General features: G+C 52.3%; 31 protein-coding genes. 10 read left to right on the top strand and 21 right to left on the bottom strand.

All coding sequences use genetic code 11. The annotated features are described in order from the left end of the window. Positions 1–15: 15 nt before the first annotated feature. Positions 16–873, bottom strand: a complete 858-nt coding sequence (locus BA6348_RS13970; protein WP_005835771.1) for a HEPN domain-containing protein — start codon at positions 871–873, stop codon at positions 16–18. A gap of 208 nt (positions 874–1,081) precedes the next feature. Between BA6348_RS13970 and BA6348_RS13965 the strand changes: the two genes are divergently transcribed. Then, entirely contained in the window at positions 1,082–1,231 is a 150-nt protein-coding gene (locus BA6348_RS13965; RefSeq protein ID WP_005835773.1) for a small acid-soluble spore protein P, read from the top strand. A 131-nt stretch (positions 1,232–1,362) separates the two neighbouring features. Next, on the top strand, positions 1,363–2,085 hold the full coding sequence (locus BA6348_RS13960) for a hypothetical protein (RefSeq protein WP_005835775.1): 723 nt from the start codon (positions 1,363–1,365) through the stop codon (positions 2,083–2,085). Between the two features lie 22 nt (positions 2,086–2,107). Here BA6348_RS13960 and BA6348_RS13955 read toward each other — a convergent pair whose 3' ends face one another. From BA6348_RS13955 to pdhA, 5 genes are all read right to left on the bottom strand, one after another. Next, complete coding sequence (locus BA6348_RS13955) at positions 2,108–2,269, bottom strand: aspartyl-phosphate phosphatase Spo0E family protein (RefSeq protein ID WP_007786969.1); 162 nt, start codon at positions 2,267–2,269, stop codon at positions 2,108–2,110. Between the two features lie 131 nt (positions 2,270–2,400). After that, complete coding sequence (gene lpdA, locus BA6348_RS13950) at positions 2,401–3,810, bottom strand: dihydrolipoyl dehydrogenase (RefSeq protein ID WP_005835777.1); 1,410 nt, start codon at positions 3,808–3,810, stop codon at positions 2,401–2,403. A 6-nt stretch (positions 3,811–3,816) separates the two neighbouring features. After that, positions 3,817–5,220 carry a dihydrolipoamide acetyltransferase family protein gene (locus BA6348_RS13945; RefSeq protein ID WP_122952629.1) on the bottom strand — a complete coding sequence of 468 codons (1,404 nt, stop codon included), beginning with the start codon at positions 5,218–5,220 and terminating at the stop codon, positions 3,817–3,819. 102 nt (positions 5,221–5,322) lie between these two features. Further along, positions 5,323–6,303 carry an alpha-ketoacid dehydrogenase subunit beta gene (locus tag BA6348_RS13940; protein WP_005835781.1) on the bottom strand — a complete coding sequence of 327 codons (981 nt, stop codon included), beginning with the start codon at positions 6,301–6,303 and terminating at the stop codon, positions 5,323–5,325. 3 nt (positions 6,304–6,306) lie between these two features. Beyond that, positions 6,307–7,392: a pyruvate dehydrogenase (acetyl-transferring) E1 component subunit alpha gene (gene pdhA, locus BA6348_RS13935; RefSeq protein ID WP_007786964.1), complete on the bottom strand. Its 1,086-nt coding sequence runs from the start codon at positions 7,390–7,392 to the stop codon at positions 6,307–6,309. A 334-nt stretch (positions 7,393–7,726) separates the two neighbouring features. On the opposite strand from pdhA, the gene BA6348_RS13930 reads away from it, so the two are divergent. Next, positions 7,727–8,461, top strand: coding sequence for an alpha/beta hydrolase (locus tag BA6348_RS13930; RefSeq protein WP_005835785.1), 735 nt, complete (start codon positions 7,727–7,729; stop codon positions 8,459–8,461). Between the two features lie 43 nt (positions 8,462–8,504). Here BA6348_RS13930 and BA6348_RS13925 read toward each other — a convergent pair whose 3' ends face one another. The 4 genes from BA6348_RS13925 to ltaE form a co-directional block, all read right to left on the bottom strand. Beyond that, a complete protein-coding gene (locus tag BA6348_RS13925) occupies positions 8,505–8,705 on the bottom strand; it encodes a hypothetical protein (protein WP_007786962.1) in 201 nt (66 codons plus the stop codon). Between the two features lie 12 nt (positions 8,706–8,717). Beyond that, on the bottom strand, positions 8,718–9,770 hold the full coding sequence (locus tag BA6348_RS13920) for a peptide ABC transporter substrate-binding protein (RefSeq protein WP_242507350.1): 1,053 nt from the start codon (positions 9,768–9,770) through the stop codon (positions 8,718–8,720). Next, positions 9,767–9,988: a hypothetical protein gene (locus BA6348_RS27360; RefSeq protein ID WP_005835787.1), complete on the bottom strand. Its 222-nt coding sequence runs from the start codon at positions 9,986–9,988 to the stop codon at positions 9,767–9,769. Before BA6348_RS27360 ends, BA6348_RS13920 begins: the two co-directional genes overlap by 4 nt. A 258-nt stretch (positions 9,989–10,246) precedes the next feature. After that, a complete protein-coding gene (gene ltaE / locus BA6348_RS13915) occupies positions 10,247–11,284 on the bottom strand; it encodes a low-specificity L-threonine aldolase (RefSeq protein ID WP_026557287.1) in 1,038 nt (345 codons plus the stop codon). 130 nt (positions 11,285–11,414) lie between these two features. Here ltaE and BA6348_RS13910 point away from each other — a divergent pair, with 130 nt between their 5' ends. After that, the gene (locus tag BA6348_RS13910) at positions 11,415–11,717 is read left to right on the top strand and encodes a HesB/IscA family protein (RefSeq protein WP_005835790.1); all 303 of its coding nucleotides are present in this window, start codon (positions 11,415–11,417) and stop codon (positions 11,715–11,717) included. A gap of 73 nt (positions 11,718–11,790) precedes the next feature. On the opposite strand, the gene BA6348_RS13905 is transcribed toward BA6348_RS13910, so the two are convergent. From BA6348_RS13905 to yneA, 4 genes are all read right to left on the bottom strand, one after another. Next, on the bottom strand, positions 11,791–14,031 hold the full coding sequence (locus BA6348_RS13905; protein ID WP_007786956.1) for a HelD family protein: 2,241 nt from the start codon (positions 14,029–14,031) through the stop codon (positions 11,791–11,793). A 39-nt stretch (positions 14,032–14,070) separates the two neighbouring features. Beyond that, positions 14,071–14,436, bottom strand: a complete 366-nt coding sequence (crcB, locus tag BA6348_RS13900; RefSeq protein WP_122952628.1) for a fluoride efflux transporter CrcB — start codon at positions 14,434–14,436, stop codon at positions 14,071–14,073. A 99-nt stretch (positions 14,437–14,535) separates the two neighbouring features. Then, a complete protein-coding gene (locus tag BA6348_RS13895) occupies positions 14,536–14,733 on the bottom strand; it encodes a DUF896 domain-containing protein (RefSeq protein WP_005835795.1) in 198 nt (65 codons plus the stop codon). Positions 14,734–14,825: 92 nt separating this feature from the next. Beyond that, positions 14,826–15,167: a cell division suppressor protein YneA gene (gene yneA, locus BA6348_RS13890; protein WP_005835797.1), complete on the bottom strand. Its 342-nt coding sequence runs from the start codon at positions 15,165–15,167 to the stop codon at positions 14,826–14,828. A 630-nt stretch (positions 15,168–15,797) separates the two neighbouring features. Here yneA and lexA point away from each other — a divergent pair. Beyond that, positions 15,798–16,421: a transcriptional repressor LexA gene (lexA, locus tag BA6348_RS13885; RefSeq protein ID WP_005835798.1), complete on the top strand. Its 624-nt coding sequence runs from the start codon at positions 15,798–15,800 to the stop codon at positions 16,419–16,421. A gap of 61 nt (positions 16,422–16,482) precedes the next feature. Here lexA and BA6348_RS13880 read toward each other — a convergent pair whose 3' ends face one another. Further along, positions 16,483–16,968, bottom strand: coding sequence for a DUF456 domain-containing protein (locus BA6348_RS13880; protein WP_005835801.1), 486 nt, complete (start codon positions 16,966–16,968; stop codon positions 16,483–16,485). Between the two features lie 127 nt (positions 16,969–17,095). On the opposite strand from BA6348_RS13880, the gene BA6348_RS13875 reads away from it, so the two are divergent. The 3 genes from BA6348_RS13875 to BA6348_RS13865 all read left to right on the top strand — a co-directional run bounded on the left by BA6348_RS13875 (position 17,096) and on the right by BA6348_RS13865 (position 19,078). Continuing rightward, entirely contained in the window at positions 17,096–17,662 is a 567-nt protein-coding gene (locus tag BA6348_RS13875) for a DUF4269 domain-containing protein (RefSeq protein ID WP_026557290.1), read from the top strand. A 342-nt stretch (positions 17,663–18,004) separates the two neighbouring features. Then, positions 18,005–18,268: a CD3324 family protein gene (locus BA6348_RS13870; RefSeq protein ID WP_005835805.1), complete on the top strand. Its 264-nt coding sequence runs from the start codon at positions 18,005–18,007 to the stop codon at positions 18,266–18,268. A 171-nt stretch (positions 18,269–18,439) separates the two neighbouring features. Next, on the top strand, positions 18,440–19,078 hold the full coding sequence (locus BA6348_RS13865) for a FusB/FusC family EF-G-binding protein (RefSeq protein WP_122952627.1): 639 nt from the start codon (positions 18,440–18,442) through the stop codon (positions 19,076–19,078). A gap of 614 nt (positions 19,079–19,692) precedes the next feature. Here the strand turns inward: BA6348_RS13865 and BA6348_RS13855 are convergent. Together BA6348_RS13855 and BA6348_RS13850 are read right to left on the bottom strand one after the other, a co-directional pair. Beyond that, positions 19,693–20,166, bottom strand: a complete 474-nt coding sequence (locus BA6348_RS13855) for a hypothetical protein (RefSeq protein ID WP_007786948.1) — start codon at positions 20,164–20,166, stop codon at positions 19,693–19,695. Positions 20,167–20,301: 135 nt separating this feature from the next. Next, positions 20,302–21,492 carry an ISL3 family transposase gene (locus tag BA6348_RS13850; protein ID WP_129552197.1) on the bottom strand — a complete coding sequence of 397 codons (1,191 nt, stop codon included), beginning with the start codon at positions 21,490–21,492 and terminating at the stop codon, positions 20,302–20,304. A gap of 147 nt (positions 21,493–21,639) precedes the next feature. Between BA6348_RS13850 and BA6348_RS13845 the strand changes: the two genes are divergently transcribed. Continuing rightward, positions 21,640–21,831, top strand: a complete 192-nt coding sequence (locus tag BA6348_RS13845; protein ID WP_005835813.1) for a hypothetical protein — start codon at positions 21,640–21,642, stop codon at positions 21,829–21,831. 257 nt (positions 21,832–22,088) lie between these two features. Here BA6348_RS13845 and BA6348_RS13840 read toward each other — a convergent pair whose 3' ends face one another. Both BA6348_RS13840 and BA6348_RS13835 read right to left on the bottom strand, forming a co-directional pair. Then, positions 22,089–23,078 carry an arsenic resistance protein gene (locus BA6348_RS13840; RefSeq protein WP_122952484.1) on the bottom strand — a complete coding sequence of 330 codons (990 nt, stop codon included), beginning with the start codon at positions 23,076–23,078 and terminating at the stop codon, positions 22,089–22,091. Between the two features lie 18 nt (positions 23,079–23,096). After that, a complete protein-coding gene (locus BA6348_RS13835; RefSeq protein WP_007786942.1) occupies positions 23,097–23,492 on the bottom strand; it encodes a MerR family transcriptional regulator in 396 nt (131 codons plus the stop codon). Positions 23,493–23,694: 202 nt separating this feature from the next. On the opposite strand from BA6348_RS13835, the gene BA6348_RS13830 reads away from it, so the two are divergent. Continuing rightward, positions 23,695–24,147: a hypothetical protein gene (locus BA6348_RS13830; RefSeq protein ID WP_242507349.1), complete on the top strand. Its 453-nt coding sequence runs from the start codon at positions 23,695–23,697 to the stop codon at positions 24,145–24,147. Positions 24,148–24,310: 163 nt separating this feature from the next. Here the strand turns inward: BA6348_RS13830 and glnA are convergent, their stop codons facing one another. Both glnA and BA6348_RS13820 read right to left on the bottom strand, forming a co-directional pair. Continuing rightward, positions 24,311–25,645 carry a type I glutamate--ammonia ligase gene (glnA, locus tag BA6348_RS13825; protein WP_005835665.1) on the bottom strand — a complete coding sequence of 445 codons (1,335 nt, stop codon included), beginning with the start codon at positions 25,643–25,645 and terminating at the stop codon, positions 24,311–24,313. Positions 25,646–25,679: 34 nt separating this feature from the next. After that, positions 25,680–26,090, bottom strand: a complete 411-nt coding sequence (locus BA6348_RS13820; protein WP_005835664.1) for a MerR family transcriptional regulator — start codon at positions 26,088–26,090, stop codon at positions 25,680–25,682. Between the last annotated feature and the right edge of the window lie 187 nt (positions 26,091–26,277).

The following is a 26,277-nucleotide window of genomic DNA, read 5'->3' as shown; positions in this document are numbered from 1 at the left end:
TTTCCTCTGTGAGGTCTACAAAATAATACTTTCAAAATAAGACGGCGCATACCGTTGTGCATAGGTTTCGCCTGTCAATATCAACTCGTCCAATCTCACGCGCATATCCTGCAGGCTGATGCCGTGCATCGCCGTATTCAGAATCGTCGCTCTCGCCATCAACCGCAGCGTATTGACTTCATCTGTCAGCTTGTTGCCGAACATTTTTCCGCTGTGCACGATCTCTGAACGATGATTGTACGATTTTTTTACAAACTGGGCAATTTTTTGCCGCTGCGCGTACGACTCTCCAAAATAATACGCCATTCGCACCCGCAATTTATAGGTGATTTCGCCCTTTTTTCCGTCGGGAGCAAACAGCGACTCCAGAGCAATCCACAAATCGAGCAGTTGGTCTTCGTTGCTTTTTTTCTCCAGCGACAGGGAATAACGGCGAAAAGCAAGCGACGGCAGTTGATGATTTATCAGTCGCTCGAACACGTTTTGGGTCGCCTCGTCAAACTCGAATTTGCTTCCGTCGAGGGAGCGCTTCAAGTACGTGATCCCGCACATGTTGCCATTGATCGTCAGGACGTACGGAATCGAGCATGTCCCATCTATGGCGGACAAATTCAGCTTGTTTTCGATCTCTTCGATCCATGGACGGTCATCCGTCACTTTCATCTCCGCGTGCTCCGCAACCAAAAACAGGCTGTTGCGGTTGACCCGCGAATCGAAAATGCGCTTGTTCTCGTCCATCTCGTTTCGCAAATAACGCGAAGCTATCTCGTACGGCCGCTCAGCCCCCGAGATCAAGTAATACGCATTAGGCAGCTCGATCCGAATGGGCTGTGTCGTCATCGAATTAAACACGGGCGCAATCAACAGTGGCATTGGCTGCTCCTTTCAGATCCGTAAAAAAGCGCGGTTCTTGTTTACATAATCAAACGGACGCTACATAAACAGTATCGGGCCTATCTGCTCTTTTGACAACATATCAATTCCTACTAATCGCAGACACGCTTCCTTATAGAATACCAGCATTTCCTATGGTTCGTCACCATCGGATTGCGACAAACTACGAAAAGAAGGAGATGATTTGATGGAAAAGGATCATATTCTCGACGAAAATCCGCACCAAACATACAACAATGCGGCAAAGCCACAGGAGCAGACCGGCGAACCGCTGGCTGGCTCCAAAAAAGTCAAGCAAAAAAATCATTCCCGCTCCATCAAAACGCGGGAAGGGTAAGCTGTTGGCTAAAAGGCCCGAGCGGAATCAGTCCGTTCGGGTTTTCCTTTTTCTTACAACAAAATGATTGAATTGTCCCACAGGGATGCTCTATGATGGATGCAGTATCCATAATGGAGGTTTAGCCCAATATGATTACCATTCCACTTCCGGGCAACGGCCCGCTTTCGAACGCGATCAGCTACAGCGTCTCTCCTTTGTACGAGCTGGCAGCCAGCCTGCACACTCTCGCCCAGCCGACTCCCCCTGAACGCTTCTTTTCATGGTCAGAGGACAAGCTGGAGCAATTTGAATCCGCTCGCCTCAAGCAAGAATGGCAGTATTTGCTCCCGCTCTTCCGCTATGGTCTCCCCGACTCCTTCGATCCCGTCCAGACAAAAGGCGTGATGGGAGTGGACGATCAATACGAATACTTCGTGTCGCTGCCGACCGAGCAATTTGTCCGCAGTGTGACTCCGATGCTCGACCAATGGATGCAGCAGCACGAGATTCCGCAAGTGTATTTGGACATAAAGGAAGACTCTGATTATGTAAAAGGCCGTTTCAGCCTGTTCGTCTCGTCTTACTGGCAACTGTTTTTTGAAGAGAACTGGGAGAGCATCGCGCCGCAGTTTGTGAAAGAGGCGGAGCGCATTTACTATGCCGTGCAAAGCGTTCCTGCCCTGCTTTCCTACCTGCAGTCGCTCTCTCCCGCCTTCTCCCTGGATGAAGAGACTTGCCACCTGACATATCCGAGCCATGGCCCAGACGACCATGCGCAGCAGTTAATCCTGTATCCCAGCTATTATTATGCCCAGGAGCCTTGTCTCAGCAAAAAGGGAACGAACGCTCACCTGCTGTACTCCTTCTCCTGAGCTTTTCCACTAAAAACGCCCTTTAAGAAGGGCGTTTTTCATGCAACATATGCGCAACGATCAATTTATCCAGTTGCTGACTTATTTTCACGATTTCTGGGTCAAGAAAATTGTAGCCTGCTTCTTTGGCTGCACGTTCCAGCTTTTGGCGCAAGTCATCAATCATCTTACTCGTAGTTTCCATGCTGCCAAGCCTCCACCCACGTCAGTCTCCCACTATTTTACATTATATAAGAACAGGTGGAAAGGGTAAGATGTGGAAGAAAAAAGCCTTGTATCCGTATAGGAACAAGGCTTTTTTCGCAGGTGCCGCTGTTATTTCATCACGTGGATCGGACGACCCAGCGCCAGCTCAGCCGCTTCCATCGTCACTTCCCCGAGTGTCGGGTGAGCGTGGATGGTCAGCTCGATATCCTCAAGCGTAGCGCCCATTTCGATCGCCAGGCCGATTTCCGCGATGATGTTGGAAGCTTCCGGACCTACGATTTGCGCGCCAAGGACGAGGTTGGAGCCTTTTTCCGCAATCAGCTTCACGTAGCCCTCGCCTGCGTTGACAGACAGAGCGCGGCCGTTTGCAGCAAACGGGAAGCGTCCCACCACATAATCGATGCCTTTTTCTTTTGCTTCTCGTTCGTTGATACCCACGCTTGCGATTTCCGGATCGCAGAAGACAACCGCAGGAATCGCTTTGTAGTCCACCTCAGCCGGATGTCCGGCAATGGCTTCGGCAGCCACTTTTCCTTCGTAGGAAGCTTTGTGTGCGAGCGCAGGACCTGGCACGATATCCCCGATCGCGTACACGTTAGGAATGTTCGTGCGGCCTTGCTTGTCAACGACGATCAGGCCACGATCGGTCAAGTTCATGCCGATATCGCGAACGCCCAGCTCATCGGTGTTCGGACGGCGGCCAACGGTGACGAGCACGTATTCTGCCTCGATTTGTTGCGCTTCGCCTTTGACTTCGGCTTTCACGATCACGCCGTTTTCGGTCTCTTCCATGCCTTGCGCCAGCGCTTTGGTATGGATGGTCACGCCGAGCTTTTTCAGCTTGCGCTCCACGAGACGCGGCATGTCTGGCTCAAAGCCAGGCAAAATTTGATCGGAGCCTTCGAGAATCGTCACTTTGGTACCGAATTTCGCAAACACCGTACCCAGCTCGATGCCGATGTAGCCGCCGCCGATCACGACCATGCTCTTCGGCAGCTCGGTCAAGGACAGAGCTTCTGTCGAGGACAGCACGCGCTTGCCGAACGGGAAGGCAGGCAGCTCGATCGGGCGGGATCCGGTCGCGATGATGCAATGCTCGAAGCGATAGCGGTTCACGTCATAACCGTGGAAGACGCGCACTTCGTTTTCGCTGACGAACAGCGCTTCACCTGGGATTACCTGGATTTTGTTGCCTTTAAACAGGGAGCCAACGCCGCCTGTCAACTGCTTCACGATGCCGCTTTTCCATTCCTGGACTTTGGCAAAATCCACTTTGACGTTTTCCATGGTGATCCCCATGGATTCGGTATGTTGGGCGTGCTCATACGTGTGTGCCGCATGGATCATCGCTTTGGAAGGAATGCAACCTACGTTCAGGCACACGCCGCCCAGCTCTGCTTTTTCCACAACCGCTACGGTTTTCCCCAGTTGGGCGGCGCGAATCGCCGCCACATATCCGCCTGGGCCCGCACCGATGACGAGCACGTCTACTTCTGTCGTAAATTCACCTACTACCATTGTCTCTTATCCCTCCATGACGAGCAGCGTCGGGTTTTCCAGAAGCTGCTTCACGTAGTTGACGAAACGCTGCGCAGGTTCGCCATCAACCAAGCGGTGGTCAAAGCTCAAGGACAGATGCAGCATTTGGCCAACCACGATTTCGCCGTTTTTCACCACTGGTTTTTCGCTGATGCGACCAACGCCGAGGATTGCAACCTCTGGGTAGTTGATGATCGGCGTGAAGAACATGCCGCCAGCGGAACCGATGTTGGTGATGCTGAAGGTAGAGCCTTTCAGCTCGTCAGCACTCGCTTTGCGCTCGCGGGATTTTTTCGCCAGCTCGCTGATTTCGCCAGCGATTTGGAAAATCGACTTGCTGTCAGCCGCTTTGACGACAGGAACGAGCAGGCCGTCTTCTGTCGAAGTCGCGATACCGATGTTGTAATATTTTTTGTAGATGATTTCTTGTTTTTCATCGTCAATGGAAGCATTCAGCTCTGGGAACTTTTTCAGACCCGCTACGACTGCTTTCACGATCATTGGCAGGTAAGTCAGCTTCACGCCGCGCTCTTCTGCGAGTGGTTTCGCATCTTTGCGCATCGCAACCAGCGCGGTTACGTCCACTTCGTCGAAGATCGTTACGTGTGGCGCTGTGTAAGCGGATTTCACCATTGCTTTGGCAATCGCTTTGCGGATGCCTTTCAGCGGAACGCGCTCTTCCAGTTCGCCAGCTTGTGCGCTGTAGTGAACGGTTGGCGCAGATGCTGCTTGGGCAACACCAGTTGGAGCCGCTGCCGGAGCTTCGACTGCTGCTGGAGCAGCCGTTTCTACTGCTTGTGCGGCAGGAGCGGATGCGACAGCGCCGCCCGCTACGAAGCGGTCTACGTCTTCGCGGGTGATGCGGCCGAGCTTGCCCGTACCAGGTACCAGTGTCAACTGCACGCCTTTTTCACGCGCGTATTTGCGCACGGAAGGAGTAGCCAACACGTGCTTGCGGTCGATTGGAGCGGCAACCGCTGTCGCTGTCGCTTGCGGCGCCATTGGCGTTTCCAGCGCCTGGTTTGCATTTGCGCTCACCTGGGAGCCGATGTCGCAGCCTGGCTCCATTTTGTCAGCAGCAGGAGCTGGTGCAGCTTCAGCCCCATGCGCATCGCCGTGACCGTGGTCTGGCAGGTTCGGAATTTCGCCTTCTACTTCGAACTCGATCAAAGGATCGCCGACGACAGAAACAGTCCCTTCTGTCACTTTCAGCTCGACAACTTTTCCTTTTACAGGCGATGGAACTTCTACTACCGCCTTGTCATTTTGCACTTCCATAATGACTTGGTCTTCTTCTACGGAATCTCCGGGCTGTACGTGCCATTTGACGATTTCGCCTTCATGGATACCCTCGCCGAGCTCCGGGAGTCTGAATGTAAAACGACTCACAGTATCTCCTCCTTTTAAACACTACGCTTCAATGAACAGCCTGCAAATTTCGGAAAGAAGGCGGAAAGCTCTCAACTTTTCCGCCATTATGTCTGTTTCCGATTAAAAATCGAGCACTTGCGTGAGTCCGTCTACCACGCGTTTCACGTCAGGCAGCCAGATATCCTCTGCTTGTGCAAACGGATAGACTGTATCCGGCGCAGTGATACGCAGCACAGGCGCTTCGAGGTGGAGAATGGCGCGCTCGTTGATTTGCGCGATGATTTCCGCAGCAACACCGGAAGTTTTTTGCGCTTCCTGCACGACAATCGCACGGTTTGTTTTCTTCACGGATGCGACGATGGTGTCGATATCGAGCGGGCTGATGGTGCGCAGGTCGATGACTTCTACCTTCGCGCCGCGCGCTTTTTCGATTTCTTCTGCGGCTTTCAGGCTGGTATGCACCATAGCACCATAGGTGATGATGGTAACATCGCTGCCTTCTTTTACTACGTTCGCTTTACCCAGCGGGATGGTGTACTCGCCTTCTGGCACTTCTTGACGGAAGGAACGGTACAGCTTCATGTGCTCCAGGAACACGACCGGATCGTTGTCGCGAATCGCGGAGATCAGCAGACCTTTTGCATCGTACGGGTTGGAAGGGATAACCACTTTCAGACCCGGCGTTTGCAGCATCAAGCCTTCCAGGGAGTCAGCGTGCAGCTCAGGTGTTTTCACGCCGCCACCAAATGGGGAGCGGAACGTTACCGGGCTGGAAAAGCGACCGCCGGAACGGTAGCGCATACGAGTCGCCTGGGAAGCGATCGCGTCGAATGTTTCAAAAACGAAGCCAAAGAACTGAATTTCCGCTACAGGACGGAAGCCGTTGATGGACAAGCCTACAGCCAGTCCACCGATTCCGGACTCAGCGAGCGGCGTATCGAATACGCGCTGCTCGCCAAATTCAGCTTGCAAACCTTCTGTCGCACGGAATACCCCGCCGTTTTTCCCTACGTCTTCCCCGAAGACAAGTACGGTTTCATCGCGCTTCAACTCTACGCGCATTGCATCCGTAATGGCTTGAACCATTGTCATTTGTGCCATGGCTTATTTCGACTCCTTCGCCAGGAATTCTGCCTTTTGCTCTTCGAGTGCAGGCGGCAGTGTCTCAAACATTACATCGATCAGTTCGGTCACTTTCATTTTCGGCGTTTCGTCCGCTTTTTTGATCGCGTCCGCAACTGCTGCTTTTGCTTCTTCAATGACAGCTTCCTCGTCTTTTTCGCTCCAGAGGCCTTTGCCTTCGAGGAATTTGCGGAAGCGGATCAATGGATCGCGCAGTTCCCACTCGCTTTGCTCTTCGCCAGAGCGGTAGCGGGTTGGGTCGTCACCTGCCATGGTGTGTGGACCATAGCGGTAGGTCAGCGCTTCGATCAGTGTCGCGCCTTCGCCGTTCACGCCGCGCTCTCTCGCTTTTTTCACCGCGTAGTAAACAGCGAGGATGTCCATACCGTCGATACGCTCGCTGGCGATACCGGCAGCCACTGCTTTTACGGCGATGTTTTCAGAAGCCGTTTGCTTTTCGAACGGCAGGGAGATCGCGTAACCGTTGTTTTGCGAGAAGAAGATGACAGGCAGCTTGTAAACGCCTGCGTAGTTCATGCCCTCGTAGAAGTCACCTTGGGAGGTTGCCCCGTCACCGAAGTAGTTGATCGCCACGCGCTTTTCGCCGCGCAGCTTGTAGCCCATCGCCACACCTGTCGCTTGCGTACATTGCGCAGCGATGATGATTTGTGGCATCAGTACGTTGACGCCTTCCGGAATCCGTCCACCCTCGATGTGTCCGCGGGAGTAGAGGAACGCTTTGTGCATAGGGAAACCGTGCCATACCATTTGCGGAATGTCGCGGTAGCTTGGCAGGATGAAGTCTTCTTTGGAAAGCGCTGCCTCGGAGCCGATCATGCTTGCTTCTTGACCCGCTACAGGCGCGTAAAAGCCGAGACGACCTTGACGGTTCAGGCTGATAGCGCGTTGGTCCCACACGCGGGTAAAGACCATTCTACGCATCAGTTCACGCAACTCATCATCAGAGAGCTCGGGCATCAAGTCAGGACGAACAACCGTACCGTCCGGTGCAAGAATTTGCAGCGGGGCGTTGTTCTCTGTTTGTTCAACAGCAGTGGTTACGCTCATCTCATTCACCTCGTCACTAGAATAAGGGGCTTCCTGCCTGCCGTGCGCCCTGCCGCGTTTCACCGAGCAGATGCTCAATCAATGGCGGCGAGTGCGAACGATGTCGGAAGTGTCCCCAATAATGGAAAAAGCAGAAGAAAAGTTGTCTCGTGCAAGAAAGGGCTTACAGCGCCGTTTGCACCACCCTGTTATACTGCAGACAAATTGTCTGTTTAATGTGTTATAGTATTGATATTACAGGGTTTATTTCCTCTCTGTTATCATTTACTATAAAAGCTGTATCAGTTTTTTTCAAGGCTTAGTTTTACATTTGAGCAAACAGGAGTGTAAATCGATGTCTGAATATGTAAAACGAACGATCATAAAAGAAGAAGTGCCAAGCATTCATGTGGACACTCCCCGCTCGGTCAAAGTGTACCTCCCGCCGGGCTACAACGAGCTTCTGTCCTATCCTGTCGTCTACTGCCAGGACGGGAATGACTTTTTTACGATGGGACGAATCGCTACCATCGCCAACCAGCTCATTTTGGAGGAAGGCATCGAGCCGTTCCTCGTCGTCGGCGTCTCGGTAGACCGCAGCAAGCGGACGAGCGAATACTCCCCCGTCGGCGCAAGAAACGAAGCGTACAAACGCTTTTTTTGCGAAGAGCTGCTGCCGTACATCGAGGAGCGCTATCCCGTTAGGCGCGACAAAGCGTCCCGCGTGCTTGCAGGCGATTCGCTCGGAGGCACTGTGGCGCTGCATCTCGCCCTGGACCAGCCTGAGCTGTTTTCGCAGGTGCTTGCGCTGTCGGGAGCCTTTTTCCAGCCGACGCTCGACGCCATCCAAAGCCGCGAGAGCCTGTCCTGGCTGCGCATCTGGATGGTCGTGGGACTGGACGAAACCGCCGTGGAGACGCATATCGGAACGTTTGACTTCGTCGAATGGAACCGGGAAGCGAAAAAGCTGCTCACGGCCAAACAGGCCAACCTGTCCTATGCCGAAAAGCCGGGCAATCACGTCTGGGGCCTGTGGCAAAAGGAGCTGCCGGATGCCCTTCGCCACTTTTTCCCGCCGCCGCGCCTGTAGCCGCTTCCAGACTCGGCTGGCTTGGCGACGTGTCCGTTTTCGGCTAGAGCGAGCCGTTGATTTCCTTGATCTCTTCGTATCCGTAATAACGGCCATCTACCATGTAAATGCCCTGGTGGGTGGCTTTTTCAATTTCTCCTGCTACCTGCTGCGCATTTTGGAGAACGATGTTGACGATCTTGCTCTCGTCGCGCTTCATCTGGTTTTGCAGCCGCTCACGCTCTTTGGCCGATATCATGTTCATCCCTCTTTTCCCTCAACAGTCAATGGCTATAGTATTTCTTTGGAAGAAGGGAAATACACGCGAACGACGGAGAAAAACCCCCGCCATGCCGCAAGAGCCGCTCTTGGACAGACGGGGGCTTTCTGGATTTATTTTTCGCTCTTTCAAGCCTTCTGCGAGCAGCCCCTTCGCCTTGGCGGCATCTTCCTTGAAGTAATCGTTGCTGCTGAGCTTCATCGAGGGCGGCACCCAGGCGTAGGCAGCGGGAACACCCGGCATGACAATTCCGTCGACCAACGGCTGGCGCTCAATCGCGTAGGAAAACGCCTGGCGAATTTTTTTGTTCGTAAACGGCGGCTGGGTCGTATTAAACGTAACCGCTACGGTATTCGGATACGGGTCGAGCACAATTTTGCCCTCATCCTGCAAGCTTTGCAGCAAATCGACAGGCAGCGTATAGGCAGGGTGGCCGCCCCAATCGAGATCGCCGGAATCAAACAGCGCTTGCAACGTGTTGGTGTCGGTAATCATGCTCCAGACGATCTTGTCCAGCTTCACCGCGTCTTTGTCATGGTACTTGTCGTTTTTGACCAGCACCAGCTTGTTTTTATGCTCCCAAACATCCATCTTGAACGGGCCGTTTCCGATGTAGTTCTCGGGAGAAGCCGCCCAGCCCGGATTGGACTCGACCGTTTTTTGGTGCAGCGGGAACAGCGTCGGGAAAGCGGTCAGCTCGTAAAAAAACGGCGCGGGCGAATTGAGCTGCACTTCCAGCGTGTGGTCATCGAGCGCTTTGACCGCGACGGCATCCTTGCTTCCTTTTCCCGTGTTAAATTCTTCCGCTCCTTTGATGAAATAAAGCATGTAGGCGTACTCTGAGCCTGTTTGCGGGTCGAGATTGCGCTTCCAGGCAAATTCAAAATCGTGCGCGGTGACGGGATCACCGTTGGACCAGAGGGCGCCTTTTTTCAATTGAAACGTGTACATCAGCATATCGGGGGAAACGGAGTAGTTCTCGGCCAGCGCTCCCGCAATCTTTCCGTCAGGCCCGTAGCGCGTCAGCCCTTCAAAACAAGCCGTAATCACGTCAAAGGAAGTCCCGTCTGATGCCAGGCCCGGGTCTGCCGTCGGCGTTCTCCCCCTTCCGCATTCCAGTTCAAGACCATCTCTTGCGTTTTGGCTTGCTCGGATTTCGTTGTTTCTGTGCCCTGGTTGTCAGTTGCCGACGGCTGGGACGAACTACAGCCTGCAACGAATTGAAAAATCAGAAACCCAATCAATAGCGCGCCTGTTCGTTTCTTCAACTCTCGCGTCCTCCTCGTCTGTGTCGAGTTCGCGAAGATGACTGATTGACAGTCTTTTACTCTCCACCATGCTATCGCATCACCGCAAAAAAGGAATCGGACGAGTTGGTAGAAAATCATGTGCTAGCGGCGAAAGATTTTTATACATATTGCCAAAAAATTCGTTCTATTTCTTCGGCGCTTCCCAAGCAACAAGCCAGTCCGCCCCTTGTCTGGTGCTGGACTGGCTTTTCGCTCTCGCTCAAACAGCCTGTATCGTTACCCGGAACACTTCGCTGCTCCCAGCAGCTTCTCTACGACTTCCAGCACTTTGGCGACGCTTTGCTCGTCGATATGACGGTGCGTCGTAAAGCGGATCACGTATTCGTCGAAGTCGACCGCCAACACCCCTCTGTCTGCGAGCCGCTGCAAAAAGTCAACCGCTGTCTCCTGGATCGAATCGGTCCTGACCAGCACGATATTCGTCTCGACAGGCTCGACAGTCAGGGACAGCTTGCGAAAGCCTGCGGCCAACTGCTGTGCCCGCTCGTGATCTTCACGCAGCCGCTCGACCATCTCGGTCAAGGCGATGATTCCCGGCGCAGCCAAATAGCCCGCTTGGCGCAAGCCTCCGCCGAGCTTTTTTCGCCACCATCTCGCTTCTTCGATAAAAGCGCGGTCCCCAGCCAAAATGGAGCCTACGGGCGCACTCAGCCCTTTGGACAGGCAAACTTGAACGGTATCCGTGTATTGGCTCAGTTCGCAAACGTCGACTCCTTGGGCGACCGCCGCATTGAACAGCCTCGCCCCGTCTAGATGAACCGGAATCCCGTGCTTTTGCGCCACGTCATAGACGCCCTTCATCTGCTCGACAGTGACCACCGCGCCTCCAGCCCGGTTATGCGTATTTTCCAGGCAAATCAATTTCGTTCGCGGAAAATGAATGTTGTTGCCGCGGATCGCTTTTTCCACGTCTTCCGGGCGCAAGGCACCGCGCTCTCCCGCGAGTGTCCGGGTTTGCACGCCAGCCAGAGCCGACATCGCTCCCCCTTCGTAATAAAAAATATGCGATTCCGCTTCCGCGATCACCTCGTCACCATTGACACAGTGGGTCAGCACAGCGACCTGGTTGCCTTGTGTGCCGCTGGTGACAAACAAGGCCGCCTCCTTCCCGAGCCGTTCCGCTGCAAGCTGCTCCAGTCGGTTTACCGTCGGGTCTTCGCGATAAACATCATCGCCCACTTCGGCTTCCGCCATCGCGCGAAGCATCGTTTCAGTCGGTTTCGTGACGGTATCGCTGCGCAAATCCATTTTCATAAAAGCGTCCCCTTCCGCATGTTCGTCTAGCAACTCTATGTTCCAGAACACTTTCCACATTGCATCTGCAATTCCCTCTTTGCTAAGATGGAGAAGAAACTTACATACATACAGTTAGGAGACTTGACCGATGAAGGTAAAGATCACTCGCAATGCAGCGAAGCAACTGACCACGATCATGGAGCAGGAAGAAGACAAAGACCTGAAGCTGCGTGTCTATATCACTCACGCGCACGGCGATCATGCACACTACGGCCTGGCGCTGGACAAACCGACCGAAGAGGATGAAGTAGTCTCCACTGACAAGGAAATCGACGTTGTCGTGAAAAAAGACGAGCCGCTTCTGGACGGCATCATCGTCGACTACCTGTATCTGCCGCAAGAAGGCTTCGTCATCACCAACCCGTCCAAAGGAAACACAGGCGACCATTAATCGCTTTGAGCCACACACGCAAAAACCCCTCTGCTGCTTATTCAGCCAGAGGGGTTTTTACTATTTGCCACGTTCAAGCCTGCGTGTACAGCTCGGGCGAAAGCTCAGCCAGCAGTGGCGCCTGCTCCCCTGCCATCTTCGTCAGCACGAGGCGATGCACCGGCCTGGTCATCGCCACGTAGAGCAGCTTCGCGTCCCATTCGTTGCTTTGATACGCATCCACATCGACCACGATGACCGCGTCAAACTGCAAGCCTTTTGTCAAATAGGCAGGCATCACGGTTACGCCGCCCGGAAACTGGTTGTCTTTGCTGCCGAGCAGCGTCAAATCGGCAATGCTCTTTGCAAGCGCCTTGTGCGCCTTTTTGCTCGCCTGAATCGTCTTGGTGACGATCGCGATTGTTTGCAACCCTTCCTTTTGCAGAGCGGCCACCCGGGAGCTGACTTCCGTCCACAGCTTGGCGCGCGAATCGGCCTCGACCATGATTGGCTTTTCGCCATGGCGCAAGACGGGCTTCGCCAAGACGGCTTCCGGCAGCTCAATCTGCCGCAGCACTTCGTTGGCGCACAGCATGATCTCAACTGTCGAGCGATAGCTTTGCGCCAGCGTGTAGTAGGCGGGACGAAGCTGTTCGAAAATACCCTGGGTCAGCTCCTCCCACGCGTGAATGCCGCGGTAGCTGTGAATGCCTTGGGCGATGTCGCCGACAATCGTCAGCGAGTGGCGCTTCGTCGCGAGCGCAATCACGGCAATCTCCAACGCGCTCAAGTCTTGCGCTTCATCCACGACGGTATGGTCGAAATGCCCGGCCTTGTTCATCCCTTCGATGATATGCTGCAAATACAACAGCGGCGCGATATCCTCCGCTTCCAGCCGCTCCTGGGCAAACAGCGCCGCAGAAGACCGGCTCACATCGCGGACCACTTCGTCGGAAATGTCCGCAGGGACAAGCTTGCGCAACAGCTCCTCCTCTGCGATCAGCTCGCGGTACGACTCGAAAATGTCCAGCCGCGGGAAGGAGACGAGGTACGTATCCAAAATTTGCTCCAGCATTTTTTCAAACTTGGCCAGCCCTTGCTTGTCGAGGTCGACTTTTCGCTCGCGCAAATGCGAAAATAGCTGTTTGTTCATCTCCTGCTTCAAATGCTTGCGCAGCGCATCGACGCGCCGATGGTACGGCAAGGACCCGAACTGCTCCAGAAAAAACTGCCGGATCGTCTCGCCCGGGATGGAGAACACTTGCTTCGTCTTGTTGTAAAGAAAACTCAGTTTTTTGAACGGGATTCTCGTCTCGATCACGTAGCGTATGTACTCTTCCATGGCTTCCCGGCACGCCAGCGAGCCTTTGAAACGCAGCCGATGGCGGGTGATTTCCTGCTCCCGCTCGTCCTGCCCTTCTTCAAAAAACAACTGCAGCGGTTTGTCCGGGCTCACGATCCGCCAGCCTTTGGGCATGAGCGGCTTCACGAGCCGCGCCGCCCAGTCTACAAACGTCGATTGCTGAACATCGTCGACGCCAAGCTCGGGTAGCACCTCTGATATGTACGTCAGAAACATCCGGTTCGGGGCGAACACCATAAATTTTTTCGACATCATCGTATCCTGGTAGTTGTAAATCAGGTACGACAGCCGATGCAGCGCAATCGTCGTCTTTCCGCTGCCCGCAACCCCTTGCACGACGATCGGCCGATCTTTTTCCGCGCGAATGATGTCATTTTGCTCCGACTGGATCGTCGCGACGATATCTTTTAAGCGGCTGTCATTCGTCAAGTTCAGATTGGCGTTCAAAAATTCGTCGATGAAGCCTTCCTGCAAAAACTCGTCCGGGTGCCCCATCTCGCGGTTGATCGTCTCTTTTACAGCGCCATCGTAAATCCCGACGATTTTTCCGTCCTCAATCGCGAAGTTGCGCTTCAATCTCACCTCGCCGCGCACGATCTCGCGCCCCATCCGGTAAAACGCATCCTTGCTCTCTCCGGAATAATAGAGACTGGCAATGGGCGCTCGCCAATCCACGACGATCGAATCAAACGTATCGCTGCGGACGATCCCTCTTTTTCCGATGTACACCTGGTCAAGCTCGTAAACCTCGTCCTTGAGAAAATCGACTCGGCCAAAGTACGGCTTGTCGCGTCCGTGATCCTCCAAATAACGCAGGTCTTTTGCCTTGCTTGCGTTCACGACCTGCTTGACGTAATCGTCGGTCGCTTCCCGAATCTCTTCGCGCAGCCGAGCGATCTCCCCATCGATCAATGCAATCGTCTCATCCAGCTTGTTTTGTTCTGCCTCGTAATCGCGGTGTTGGGTACTCACACCCATCCCCCCTCTCGTCTTTTATCAATGTGATGGTCGTTATTGCATTTGTCTGGCAAGCCAGATTCCCGCGGCACAAGAGAGCAGGCCGACCACGATACTGAGCAGGGCGTAAACGAGCCCGCGCAGCCATTGTCCCCCTCCCCAGAACGAAACCACTTCCAGCGAAAATGTGGAAAACGTCGTGAATCCGCCCATAATACCTGTCGTAAACAAAAGATACAGCTCAGGCGAGAAGCCTCCCCGCTCCTTGCCGATCACAAACAAAACGCCGATGGCAAACGAGCCAATGATGTTCGCCAGCCACGTGCCTACAGGCCAGCCCGGCTGATTGGCAACCAGCGCCAGCACATAACGAAGCAACGAGCCGACTGCTCCCCCAACCGCTACAGCCACCCATGCCATTGGTCCCCCTCCTCAATTGCAAAACTGGCAGATGTCGTCAGGAACAAAAAGACACCCGAGCGTCAAGCAAGGATGTCTGCCGTATCAATACAAGTAAGTTTACTGTTTTGGACGATTTTCCTCAAGATCTTCCACATAGCGGATGGAATCCAGATTCGCTCGAAGCGACATCTTGACCGCATCGATGTACTTTTGGCGCAGAGCTTTTTGCTCCTGCTTTTCCTCGTCAGTCAAGCCAACCTCGCGAGATTTCTTGACCAGTTCGTTGATTCGTTTAATTTCCGCGTCAGATACCACGTTCCGGTTCCTCCCACTCTGTAGTAATGCCGCTTTATTATATCATATCAGTCGGAACTGGCAAGAGAGCGGATGGCGGGCAAGTGCTCGAATCAGTCCGTTTCCGGGATGAACAAGGTCTGCCCCGGATAAATGAGATTGCTGTCGAGGTTGTTCGCCATTTTGATATCGAAAATCAGATCGCGCACATCCACCTTTTCCGAATGATGATGGCGCACAGCAATCGTCCAAAGACTGTCGCCGGAGCGAACGGTCACTTCTTTTCCTTTTAGCGGCTCTTTATGCGCAGAAGAGGCAAACACCAGTTCGGTAAGCAAGTAAAAAAAGAGAGAGAACGTCAGCAAAAACAAAATAGCTTGTCCTCTCGTGATGCCCAAACGGACGCGGCGAGGCTGCTTTTTCTCGAAACGGTTATGGATAGACATGGCATTCATAATATGACCCCCTGCAAACATACGTTCTATAAGTTCGTATCCCTATCATAAATGAGAACATATGTTCATGTCAATACAAAAACCGCCGTCTCGCAAATTCGCGCGGAGCTGCTGTGCGCAGCCGTTTTTGCTTCGGATGACGCTGCCGGGCGACTCTATTGGGGTGGATTTAGCTCGTTTCTAGCTGGTTGCTTGCTACCTGAACAGAAGTCCAAGTGTGCCGCGTTGGTGCGGTTTGTGGCTTGACGTAAGCTCGGCTCTTCGGTACTGGAGCGGCTGGCGGTTTGACGTGAGCTCGACTCTGCGACAGTGGAGCGGCTTTTGGCTCGACGTAAGCCCGGCTCCGCGACGATGGAGCGGCTTGTGGCTCGACGTAAGCCCGGCTCCGCGACGATGGAACTGTTTGCCGACTTGGAGTTAGCCCGGCTCTATTACAATGGAACGGCTGCAACTTACGGCTCCGGCCGCCCGCCCGCGCTTTTTTCGAGATTTGGCCGATGCTGTCGAATCAAATGCATTTACCCTGTCAAAAATTCCTGTTCGCATCAAAATCGAACTTATGTTTGTCGAACGCAAGCTCCCATGGTATAATATAGGAAAACATGTTCGAGAAATCAGGGGTGTCTCTCTATGTCAAAATTATCCAGCAGACAACAAGCCATAATCGAATTTATTCGCAAGGAAGTCCGGGACAAAGGCTATCCTCCATCCGTCCGCGAAATCGGCGAAGCTGTCGGACTTGCCTCCAGCTCTACTGTGCACGGTCATCTGGCGCGCTTGGAAAAGAAAGGGCTGATCCGCCGCGACCCTACCAAGCCTCGCGCCATCGAACTGCTGTCTGAGGAAGACCGCTTCCAGGACAACTTCGAGGACTCTGTCGTTCGCGTTCCCGTCATCGGGAAAGTAACCGCCGGGCAGCCGATTACCGCGATTGAGGACGTCGAAGAGTACTTCCCGCTTCCAGAAAATATCGTGACTTCAGACAAGGTGTACATGCTGCGGATTTCCGGGAACAGCATGATCGACGCCGGTATCCTGGACGGCGACTACGTAATCGTGCGCCAGCAGCACGTCGCCAACAACGGCGATATCGTCGTCGCCATGACAGAAGAAGACGAAGCGACCGTCAAGCGCTTTTTCAAAGAGAAGAACCACTTCCGCCTCCAGCCGGAAAACGCGACGATGGAACCGATCATTTTGGACAACGTCACCATTCTCGGAAAAGTCATTGGCGTCTATCGCCTCATCCACTAATCGTTCCAGCGCATGAAAAAAGGACAGCCTCCGCTGTCCTTTTTCGTCTCTATCATTATATTTATCTGGCAAGGAAAAACCAGACGATCATGCTCACCTGCAACACGACTTTGACAACTGCGCTTCCCAAAAAGCCGATCAGCGAGCCAAAGCCTGCCTTTACCGCTTTCTCTATCGGCTGCTTTTGCACGAGCAACTCCACCAGCACCACGAGCACGAACGGCATAATCAGCATCCCGAACGGCGGGAACACGAAGATTCCGAGAACAATCCCTACGGCCGCAGCCACCGAAGACCATTTGGAGCCGCCGTACTTTTTCACGAAAAACATGTTGGTCAACAAATCCGCACCGTACAGCAAGATACTGAGCACCACCATCCCCCACCAGAAAGACGCTGGCAACCCCGCTCCCGGATCGGCTATGAAAAAGTGGTAGAGCAAAAAGCCTGCCCACAGTAAAATCGTATCGGGTAGTACTGGCAAAAATATACCGGCGATACTTAGCGCGAAAAGCACCAACACGATAATCCAAAGAACAATATCCATTCTCTATGCACTCCTCTCACATAGGTAATACGAGAAAAAGCCGATTGAAGTTGCACTCTTCTTTTGCGAATCCGTGAGGCCGTCTGCGAGGAGTACCTGCCTATTTTAACGAAAGCGGAGGGTTACTATGACGCGAAACTGGCGCGACCTCTCTTATTTGCACAACGGGACACCGAAACAAAAAGCTGCGGGCCAGGCCATCGCCCAATCCGCGGTCATGCAGCGGCTGCAAGCGTTCGATCCCGTGCTCGCAGGTACGATCCCTCTGGACATCGACATTGCGGACAGCGATCTGGACATTATTTGCGAGTGCCACGACCTCGAGCAGTTTGCCGACGTCGTCCGCGCTTCGTATGCGGCGTATGAAGGCTACGAGGAAGCTCGTCTGCTCGTGCAAGGCGTGCCCACCTGCCTGATTGCGTTTTTTGCCTGCGGCTTCTGGTTTGAGCTGTTTGCCCAACCGCGCCCGGTCGAACAGCAAAATGCGTATCGGCACATGGTCGTCGAGCACCGTTTGCTGCTGCTCGGTGGCGCTGACGCCCTCCGCGCCATCCGCCAGCTCAAGCAAGACGGCCTGAAAACCGAACCTGCTTTTGCCTCCTATTTTAACATTCCGGGAGACGATCCATACCAGGCGCTGCTGGATGTGGAAAAGTGGACGGAAGAACAGCTCCGCACTCTTGTGACCAGGTAAAGAGTCCCCCGCTCCTTTGTCGCATAGGCGGACGGCGCGCGCGTGGCGAAAAAATCGCCAGAGCCGCGGTGCAAATGGCGGACAGATGATTTATAATGGGAACTACTGCGCGGGCACTTGGCGGCGCGCAGGGAGAAAACGCGAACGAGGGGGTGTGTGGTTGGTGAATGGAATTGGTTTGCCAGATACTGCAGCGTCTCATGCAAAGCCTGGGAATAAGGCGATACTTTGCATGAGGTGGACAGTCGTTTAGACAATTCATCGCCTTCTCTAACGTATCTCATTTCTTATTTCCTGGCTTTGCCCCTTATTTTTCACTTCAAAAATAAGGAGCGAGCGGAAATGAAATATGTGAATGCAGCCAGCATGCTGCCAGAAACCTTGATCGCAGAAATCCAAAAGTACGTGCAGGGAGAAATCATCTACATTCCGAAACCGAAGACGGCCCATCACAAATGGGGGACCCGGACCGGCGGCAGAAAACAGTTGGATGAACGCAACAGCGCGATCCGCAACGCTTTTCGCGAAGGCGCCTCCATCCAGGAGCTGGCCGAGCAGTACTTTCTCTCGACGGAAACGATCAAAAAGATTGTGTATGCCAAATAGACAAAAGCACTGGCGCGTCCACGAGACGGTCAGTGCTTTTCCTATGCCGAGTTCTTTTTACAATCGTTCTTTCCCTTTGCAGCGCACTCCGCTCCTTTTACAGTAGAAGGTACAAACACCATCACAACTCCTCACGCCTGACGGAGTACGCTGCAAGGAGGAACCAGAAAGATGCAACCATTTATTTCACCCCACCACTATCACTTCATCAAAGCACAGGTGCAAACCTTGTTGAACGCATACACAAGCAGCACAGACCCTAACGTCATCCGGGCCCGCAAAGAAATCGCCCAGGAATCCGTGTTCCAGCTCTTCCCCGGCATGACAGAGGAACAAAAACAACTGCTTGCGCCACTCGCAGCCATCAAGGAAAAGAACGAAGCCAAACAGTTTTTGCTGCGGCTCTCGCCGTATATCATCCCTTTTCCCGCTTTGACCGAGCAAGCGATCAAAAAAATGTTCCCGAAGGTCAAGAAGCTCAAGCCGCCTGCGACAGCGGAAATCCCGTATGCCGAAACGTCGTATGTAAGCTGGTTCGACAGCGGGGCAGACAAAAAGTACATTATCGCCTACTACCCTGACAAGCTGATCGGCATTCACGGCGTTTTTACTCCCCTGCCCAAAAAAGGGATTTGTGCGATCTGCAACAAAATTACCGACATCGGCATGTTCGTCCTGGAAGCGCGGGGGGCGGGCAACGGCACGTATTTGAAAAAAGGAAACTACTTGTGTCAAGACAGCGTCACTTGCAATCAAAATATTCGTTCGCTGGAAAAACTGCATGATTTTCTGGCTACGATGGTCAAATGAGCAGAAACACGATCATGCGCGAAAAACAGTGGCGGCTCCTTGTTCAAGCTTAGCGAACAAGGAGCCGTTTTCATAAAAAATACCCCTCAAGCAACTCAAGGGGCAGTTGACGGCAAACGGGCGAGAGGATGCATTCGTTCTTTTGACCGAATCTTTGATGAAGCCCGCTATCTTTGCGAAAACTGCGCGGAGAAATGGAGCTTCCACAAAGGCCACGCCATCAGGAGGGCGATTTTCATCGACAATGGCGTCCATCAACGGAAAGGGAGGATTTTCCTTTCGGGTACCTTTACTATACTTTGCTTCTCTATTTGCTGTCTCCTGACCAAAGTTAGGTGAGGTTAATCTTTTTCACGGGAGTTGCTAGCGTTTCTCTTATTTTGCCAGCGTGGCGAGTACATCCAAACTGTTCCGCCACTCGCTGTTTAGGCGGGGGAACTGCCCTCTCAGCTTCCATTGGCTTGAGCATGGTACAGCCAGATAGGCCGGTCGGAAGCGAGATAACGATTGTTTCGGCATGCCGGGCGAACTGAATGTACGTGGATCGGATAGGTTAAGCCCCGCTAGACAAAAATGGTTCGTCCAAAGCGGCGGGCAAAAGAAGGATGCGGCTGTTACAAGTAGTCGAAAAATCGGTTCCACCAGGTGTATTCGCCGATCATCGCTTGATTTTTCCCATCGTACAAGGTGTTCAGCTCGTCTGCGGGGATGTAGCGGTAGCCGTTCTCCTGCAGCGTGGCGATGATGCGGTTCATGTCTGGTTGCTTTCCCGTCTCGTCAAAAGCACCAAGGATCGTCACGAACCGTCCAAAGGCCGAAAAGCGGATCGCCAGCTCGTAGCACATCGCATAGCTTCCCCCGCTCGCTTTCGCATCGTGTTGGCTTTTTTCCAGGATGTACATCTCTGCGAAAAACGAGGCGTCCTGTACGCAGTCGTCCAGTTCGAAACGGTTGTCTGTTTCAGCTTCCAAGCGGGCTTTTACCATTTTTACTTGCTGCATTTCTTTTCGGTAATCGAAGTCTTTCGGGGCATACCATTCGGCTGCGTCGTCGAAGTGGAGCAGGAGTTGTTTTAGTTGCGGGTTCATAAAGGTTCCTTTCCTATAAGAAACAATGTTATCTTTTTGATTTTGTACCCTTTACAAAAAATAGAAAATAATCCTTATTCAAGCTCTTCACCATTAAACGTGCTTGATCTTCCTCTAGCGTAGTTTTTCACTTTTTTATATGGCTGGTTTACACTCCAGCCGAATTCGAATCTTGAACCGCTCGATGTTGCGATACCCATAGGCTCGTCGCTTGATGACTTTCACTTTGTTGTGTGTCCCTTCAATCGGAGCATTTGTAACTCGAAACGAAAAATAATTCTGAACCGACTGTCGCCATTGAACGATTGTTTTTGCAATCGAACGGACGGCAGAGGTGGGAGATGTGAGGTGCTCGGTTATCCATTGTTGGAGTGCTTCTTTTCCCGACTCTTCTGTCTGAGCTGCATATACCGTTCTCATGTGCTGAAGAGCGTTGTAAAGGCGTTCCAAATGGGGATCTTGAGCGAACCAGGCTTTCAATTCCTCCTGTTCCTCAGGTTTCAGTTTATCAGGAGGTGTGTGGAGCAGACGTTGTTCATGTCTACCCCGGCGATGAGTTCCCCGCGAACGGGTACGTTTACGAGCAGCTTCTAACGATTTGGAGAAGAGTTGAATGACGTGGAACTTGTCCGCTACTACCGTGGCATCCTTCCAAACACCGTGAACCGTCTCAGCCATTCCAGGAGCCAAGTCTGTCACAACAACCTGTGGAGGCGTAGCAAAGGGCCAGTTCATGAGAGCCTGACGAACCTGCTCACGTGAACGCCCTTCTGTAACCTGCCAGATATGCCCGCTTTGTGCATCCATGAGGTTGACACCGTACTTGTGTCCTTTTTGGAGAGCAAACTCGTCCAGACAGACCATAGTAGGCGTAAGATGATCTTGGGGCTTAGCGAGAAGCTGAGGAGCCAGTTGGTAATACCACCGTTCCAATGTCGTATAGCAGATTCCGAGTTGTTTGGAAACGCTAAGCAAATCCCTCTTCTGACACAACTCAACGGCCATTTGACGAAACGCAAAAGTAGCCGTTCCTCGATAGGGAATTCCATCCCATTCGAGAGTCCAGGTGATCTGGCAATCGTGGCAACGTTGTCGATATACAGGAACACGTACCCAGACAGTACCCCATGAAGGAATAAAGCGGTGACGAAGAAGACGGTACCCTGGGCGAGCATGATTGGTGCTCTCTTTCAGGCAGAGAGGACACAGATGAGAGGCTGGATTGGGAGTGAGAGTCACTACCCAATCGGTTTCAGTCGTTTTGTCCCAATGGGAAAGTTGAAACGATGGAAGGCCGATTAAGTCTGTGGTAAACTGGTTAGACAACGTAGATTTCCTCCTATCTTGTGATGGTCAGGACAACTTTCACGATAGAGGAACATCTACGTTTTTTCAATGTCTAGCACGGGTTATGGTGATGAATCCTTATTCATGTTATGCTCTCACTAGCTAGGCCACAAAGGAGAGATTGACATGGGAAAAAGCATTTTGATCGGGCTGGCCGTTTACGTCATCGGCATCATCCTCGTCTCGGCTACTACCGCCATTTATAACGGAACTCCTTCAGAGTTGTCTTATTTGCGCGCCATATCGTACGCAATTATTTACCTCGCAGGCGTCGTCGCTGCCAGCGCTGTGCTGTTCGTGAAAAAGCGCCAGAAATAGTTCCTCGCCAACAATGCTCGGATTCCCTCCTGGCTCAATCCGTTCTGGTCAAAAAAAGAACAAGAGGGACTATTTTCATTATAAGCAGCTTGAGTGCTGTTTTCATGGTAGCTTCTGCTTTCTCTCTTTTTAGCTAGTCCGGAAAGCAGGAAATCGCCAGTTCCTTCTGATCCGCTCCCACTCTTGGTTGCAGGAGCGGATCAGCCTCGTTAAAACCCCAATAAAAAATGTTCTACTAACTCATTTATGTAAACGAATCACTTTTGTTTCTTCGCAATTCCCTCCGCCCCTCGCAAAAGCACCTTTGGAACCAGCCGAATATATACTAGCTCCCCAATCAGCTCTACAATGGTTTGCGTCACGATCACTGCCGACGCCACTCCGTTTAGCGGTTCCGGCAGCGCCAGTGCAAACGGAAGAACGACCAGAGAGTTACGCGTGCCTGCACTAAAAATCAAAGCTCGCCCTGCTCCGGTATCCAAACGGAATAGATGGGAAATAATCCGCGCAATAATCGGTGTAATCGCCATATATGCTGCATAGACAGGAATCACTTGGATGATCGAATCAAAAGAGCTATACAGTTTGGCAATTTGCGAGGCAACGACAACAAAAAGCGTTAGCGCCATAAAAGGCACAGGCAGCCATGCTGTTGCATCAAGAAACCGTTCTCCCCGTGGTTGTCTTGTTGACCACCATTGCGTAAGTAGAGCAAGAATCAGCGGGTCGACAATAAGCCCGAAAAACGCTTCGAGAAATGGCCCGACACTCACGATTTCTGCTGCTTTCTCGCCCATAAAAAGCCATAGATAAACGGGCAAAAAAAGCATTTGGGTGACAAAAAGGATCGGGGTTGAAACCAACACGAGTTTCTCGTTCCCACGCCCAAGATGGGTGAAGACAATCACATAGTCAATGCAGGGGGTAAGCAAAACAAGAAATACCCCTAACAAGATTGCTGGATCGGCCGGAAGAAACCGCGTTAACCCCCAGACAAGGACTGGTACGGCTATGTAGTTGACGAGAAGGAGCGCATACATAAACTTTCGATTCGAGAGTGCCTCTTTTAAACGAAAAAAAGGGATTTGGGCAAACATTCCATACATCAAGATGGCAAGCACGAACGAAATCGTACGATCAAGGCTCTCGCCTGATTCTGGCCATAACAACCCGAATCCAGCAGCAATCACGAGCACGAACGCATAAAGCCACACTTGATTCTTTTCTAATTGTTCTCTTGAAATCATTTCTCGCCCAGCCCTTTCCTATCGCGAACCCGTAGTTTCTATTTTTTTCAGGCATTCCGACCACGTAAGGCATTTGCAGCTTAGCCCGCTGTCTAATATTTGTATCATCCAATCAAGCTGTTTTTTTCTTTCCTCAAGTTGGGAGCGTTTCTGCTTCGCCATTTGTTCCCAGCGCTCAGACAGTGGTCCACTGGTTTCAAAACCTTCTAGCAAAATCGCGATTTCCTGGATGCTAAAGCCTGTTTGCTGCGCGATCTTGATAAAACTGATACGTTCGAGTAGTTGTTCATCGTACCGGCGTTGCCCATTTTGACGTTCCGGAGCAGGAAGCAAGCCAACGGATTCATAGTAACGCAGCGTCGATGCGTTTACCCCTGCCCTTGCCGCAAGTTGCCCAATGCTAAGTCCAGACATAACAACTCCCCCCTTGACTTAAAGTTAACTTTAAGTTTTACGATTCGATTATATCTCTTTGCGGAAGGTGCTGTAAATGAAATGAGTTGCTAGTTGCATACGCTCTGTGCTTGTGCTTTTCCAGTCAGTGGTGCGGTAGCTCTGGGCGTTCAGCTTGTAGAAAATCAGGCATTCTTGCTGAAACGTGAAAGGGGAAGACAAAATGAGCCCAAAAATGCCTATCGCTTGTTGCCACACAGTCTTTACGGAAGCGGAGCGAGTGGAGTACAAAAGCATTTGGGAAGAGCTTGATTCGAGAAGGATTAGCATTGCGGAGCTTGAAAAAGGGGTTCAGTATCAATTTCCGGGGGATCAAGATACGTTACGGCTTGTGCAGGAATGGGTGCGGCTGGAGCGAAAATGCTGCCCGTTTTTAACGTTTACGGTCATTGCAAGCAGCGAAGAGAACCCGATTTTGCTGGAGCTTACCGGAAACGAAGAAGCGAAAGCATTCTTACGCAATGAAATGGAGGCGGAAATGAAACGAATAACATGCAAAAAAAAAAGCTCCACGATTAGTGGAGCATACTTTCCCAGTCTCGCCTGGTCCGTTTGCAGGTGCTGGTGTGATATCCCAACCTGCCGGATATGTTCGTCCACATTTCCAAAAAATTAAAACAGATAGGATGGACAAATTTGAAAAACACATATTAACAATCTACAACTAGAAAATTTGTGGGCGAATTGTGGGCAAAAGCAATACATCGACGTGAATTTCGAAAGCTGCCCACAAAAGCAAAAACCCCTCGCACCAGCAGGCGCAAGGGGATTTTTCCATTTTAGTAAGTGCTCATGTACTGCTCGCGCTCCCAGTCGTGGACGCGTGTGCGGAACATATCCCACTCGATTTCTTTTGCTTCGATGAAGTGTACCAGCGCGTGCTCGCCCAGGGCTTCGCAGATTACTGGATCGGCTTTCAGGCACTCGATCGCTTCCTTGAGCGTAGCTGGCAGGTTGACGATGCCGTTTGCTTCGCGCTCTTCTTCGGTCATCACGTAGATGTTGCGGTCGATCGCTGGTGGTACAGTCACTTTGTTTTTGATGCCGTCCAGGCCGGCTTTCAGCATGACAGCCAAAGCGAGGTACGGGTTTGTTGCCGGGTCTGGGCTGCGCACTTCGATACGGGTTCCCATGCCGCGGGAGGCTGGGATACGGATCAATGGAGAGCGGTTTTTCGCCGACCATGCCACGTAGCAAGGTGCTTCATAGCCAGGTACCAGACGTTTGTACGAGTTCACGAGCGGATTGGTGATCGCTGTGAAGCCGCGAGCGTGCTGCAAAATACCTGCGAGGTAATGCTTCGCTGTTTGGCTCAGGCCCATTTCGTCTGTCTCGTCGTAGAACGCATTTTCGTTGCCGCGGAACAGGGATTGGTTCGCGTGCATACCGGAGCCTGCCACACCGTAGAGCGGTTTTGGCATGAAGGTTGCATGCAGGCCGTGTTTTTGCGCGATCGTTTTTACAACCAGCTTGAAAGTCAAAATCTGGTCTGCTGCTTGCAGCGCGTTCGCGTATTTGAAGTCGATTTCGTGTTGGCCTGGCGCTACTTCGTGGTGGGAAGCTTCGATTTCAAAGCCCATTTTTTCCAGGGTCAATACGATGTCGCGACGGCAGTTTTCGCCGGTGTCGAGCGGAGCGAAGTCGAAGTAGCCGCCTTGGTCGTTCAGATCGAGCGTAGGATCGCCTTTTTCGTTGAGCTTGAACAGGAAGAATTCAGGTTCTGGTCCCACGTTGAACGCAGAGAAGCCCATTTCTTCTGCTTCTTTCAACGCGCGCTTCAAAATATAGCGAGGGTCACCCTCGAACGGAGAGCCATCCGGCATATAGATATCACAGATCAGACGTGCAACTTTCCCATGCTCGTTGCCCCACGGGAATACAACCCAGGTGTCCAGGTCCGGTACCAGATACATATCCGATTCCTCGATACGAACAAACCCTTCGATGGAAGAACCGTCAAACATCATTTTGTTGTCCAACGCTTTTGGCAGTTGGGACAGAGGAATCTCCACGTTTTTGATAATCCCCAGCAGGTCAGTAAACTGCAGGCGGATGTATCTCACGTCCTCTTCCTGGGCCAATCGCATAATGTCTTCTCTTGTGTACTTGCTCACATTTCTCTCCTCCTGTCTCTCTCACAACTTTATATCAGTGGAAGAAGCGGGATAGCTCTCCACGAATCAATGCGTCCTCGCCTGGGCGGGCAGCATTGCGATACATGATCTGTTGTCTGAGCAACTGGTGCAGTTCCTTGTCAGACATGTCCTTGCGCTTGCCTTCGGACGTTTGCGTAATCTCCGTCGGCTCGGTGACCGGTTCTTGCAGCTTCAGCACTTGCTTGATGCCGGCAATGTTGAGTCCTTTTTCGATCAGTTCCTTGATCTCCAACAGTCGGTCTACATCATTGAAGGAGAAAAGCCGCTGCTTCCCTTCCGTGCGAGCCGGTTGAATCAGGTCATTTTGCTCGTAGTAGCGAATCTGTCTCGCAGTGAGATCGGTCAGCTTCATGACGATCCCAATGGGAAAGAGGGCCATATTCCGGCGAAGGTCATCACTCATGACTTGTCCCTCCTCTATCGTTATCCTTATGCCTTATTTTATGCAAAAGCATAAACACTGTCAACGGATGTTAGAAAATATCACGCAGAAAGTGACCCGCATTGGTAAAAATCCACGTTTGTCCCGCGCTGCCAGGCACTCGAACCCCGGCGCTTTCGCTTAAAACCGCCTCATGAGGACATTGAGC

It is taken from the genome of Brevibacillus agri, assembly GCF_004117055.1.
GTDB classification, from domain to species: Bacteria; Bacillota; Bacilli; order Brevibacillales; family Brevibacillaceae; genus Brevibacillus; species Brevibacillus agri.
This window is presented reverse-complemented; position numbering and strand designations above follow the sequence as displayed.

Excerpts from the sequence above, each read along its gene's own strand:
- BA6348_RS13970 (WP_005835771.1), bottom strand. The coding sequence starts at position 873 with ATGCCACTGTTGATTGCGCCCGTGTTTAATTCGATGACGACACAGCCC.
- BA6348_RS13965 (WP_005835773.1), top strand. The coding sequence starts at position 1,082 with ATGGAAAAGGATCATATTCTCGACGAAAATCCGCACCAAACATACAAC.
- BA6348_RS13960 (WP_005835775.1), top strand. The coding sequence starts at position 1,363 with ATGATTACCATTCCACTTCCGGGCAACGGCCCGCTTTCGAACGCGATC.
- BA6348_RS13955 (WP_007786969.1), bottom strand. The coding sequence starts at position 2,269 with ATGGAAACTACGAGTAAGATGATTGATGACTTGCGCCAAAAGCTGGAA.
- lpdA (WP_005835777.1), bottom strand. The coding sequence starts at position 3,810 with ATGGTAGTAGGTGAATTTACGACAGAAGTAGACGTGCTCGTCATCGGT.
- BA6348_RS13940 (WP_005835781.1), bottom strand. The coding sequence starts at position 6,303 with ATGGCACAAATGACAATGGTTCAAGCCATTACGGATGCAATGCGCGTA.
- pdhA (WP_007786964.1), bottom strand. The coding sequence starts at position 7,392 with ATGAGCGTAACCACTGCTGTTGAACAAACAGAGAACAACGCCCCGCTG.
- BA6348_RS13930 (WP_005835785.1), top strand. The coding sequence starts at position 7,727 with ATGTCTGAATATGTAAAACGAACGATCATAAAAGAAGAAGTGCCAAGC.
- BA6348_RS13925 (WP_007786962.1), bottom strand. The coding sequence starts at position 8,705 with ATGAACATGATATCGGCCAAAGAGCGTGAGCGGCTGCAAAACCAGATG.
- ltaE (WP_026557287.1), bottom strand. The coding sequence starts at position 11,284 with ATGAAAATGGATTTGCGCAGCGATACCGTCACGAAACCGACTGAAACG.
- BA6348_RS13910 (WP_005835790.1), top strand. The coding sequence starts at position 11,415 with ATGAAGGTAAAGATCACTCGCAATGCAGCGAAGCAACTGACCACGATC.
- crcB (WP_122952628.1), bottom strand. The coding sequence starts at position 14,436 with ATGGCATGGGTGGCTGTAGCGGTTGGGGGAGCAGTCGGCTCGTTGCTT.
- yneA (WP_005835797.1), bottom strand. The coding sequence starts at position 15,167 with ATGAATGCCATGTCTATCCATAACCGTTTCGAGAAAAAGCAGCCTCGC.
- lexA (WP_005835798.1), top strand. The coding sequence starts at position 15,798 with ATGTCAAAATTATCCAGCAGACAACAAGCCATAATCGAATTTATTCGC.
- BA6348_RS13880 (WP_005835801.1), bottom strand. The coding sequence starts at position 16,968 with ATGGATATTGTTCTTTGGATTATCGTGTTGGTGCTTTTCGCGCTAAGT.
- BA6348_RS13875 (WP_026557290.1), top strand. The coding sequence starts at position 17,096 with ATGACGCGAAACTGGCGCGACCTCTCTTATTTGCACAACGGGACACCG.
- BA6348_RS13870 (WP_005835805.1), top strand. The coding sequence starts at position 18,005 with ATGAAATATGTGAATGCAGCCAGCATGCTGCCAGAAACCTTGATCGCA.
- BA6348_RS13865 (WP_122952627.1), top strand. The coding sequence starts at position 18,440 with ATGCAACCATTTATTTCACCCCACCACTATCACTTCATCAAAGCACAG.
- BA6348_RS13855 (WP_007786948.1), bottom strand. The coding sequence starts at position 20,166 with ATGAACCCGCAACTAAAACAACTCCTGCTCCACTTCGACGACGCAGCC.
- BA6348_RS13845 (WP_005835813.1), top strand. The coding sequence starts at position 21,640 with ATGGGAAAAAGCATTTTGATCGGGCTGGCCGTTTACGTCATCGGCATC.
- BA6348_RS13840 (WP_122952484.1), bottom strand. The coding sequence starts at position 23,078 with ATGATTTCAAGAGAACAATTAGAAAAGAATCAAGTGTGGCTTTATGCG.
- BA6348_RS13835 (WP_007786942.1), bottom strand. The coding sequence starts at position 23,492 with ATGTCTGGACTTAGCATTGGGCAACTTGCGGCAAGGGCAGGGGTAAAC.
- BA6348_RS13830 (WP_242507349.1), top strand. The coding sequence starts at position 23,695 with ATGAGCCCAAAAATGCCTATCGCTTGTTGCCACACAGTCTTTACGGAA.
- BA6348_RS13820 (WP_005835664.1), bottom strand. The coding sequence starts at position 26,090 with ATGAGTGATGACCTTCGCCGGAATATGGCCCTCTTTCCCATTGGGATC.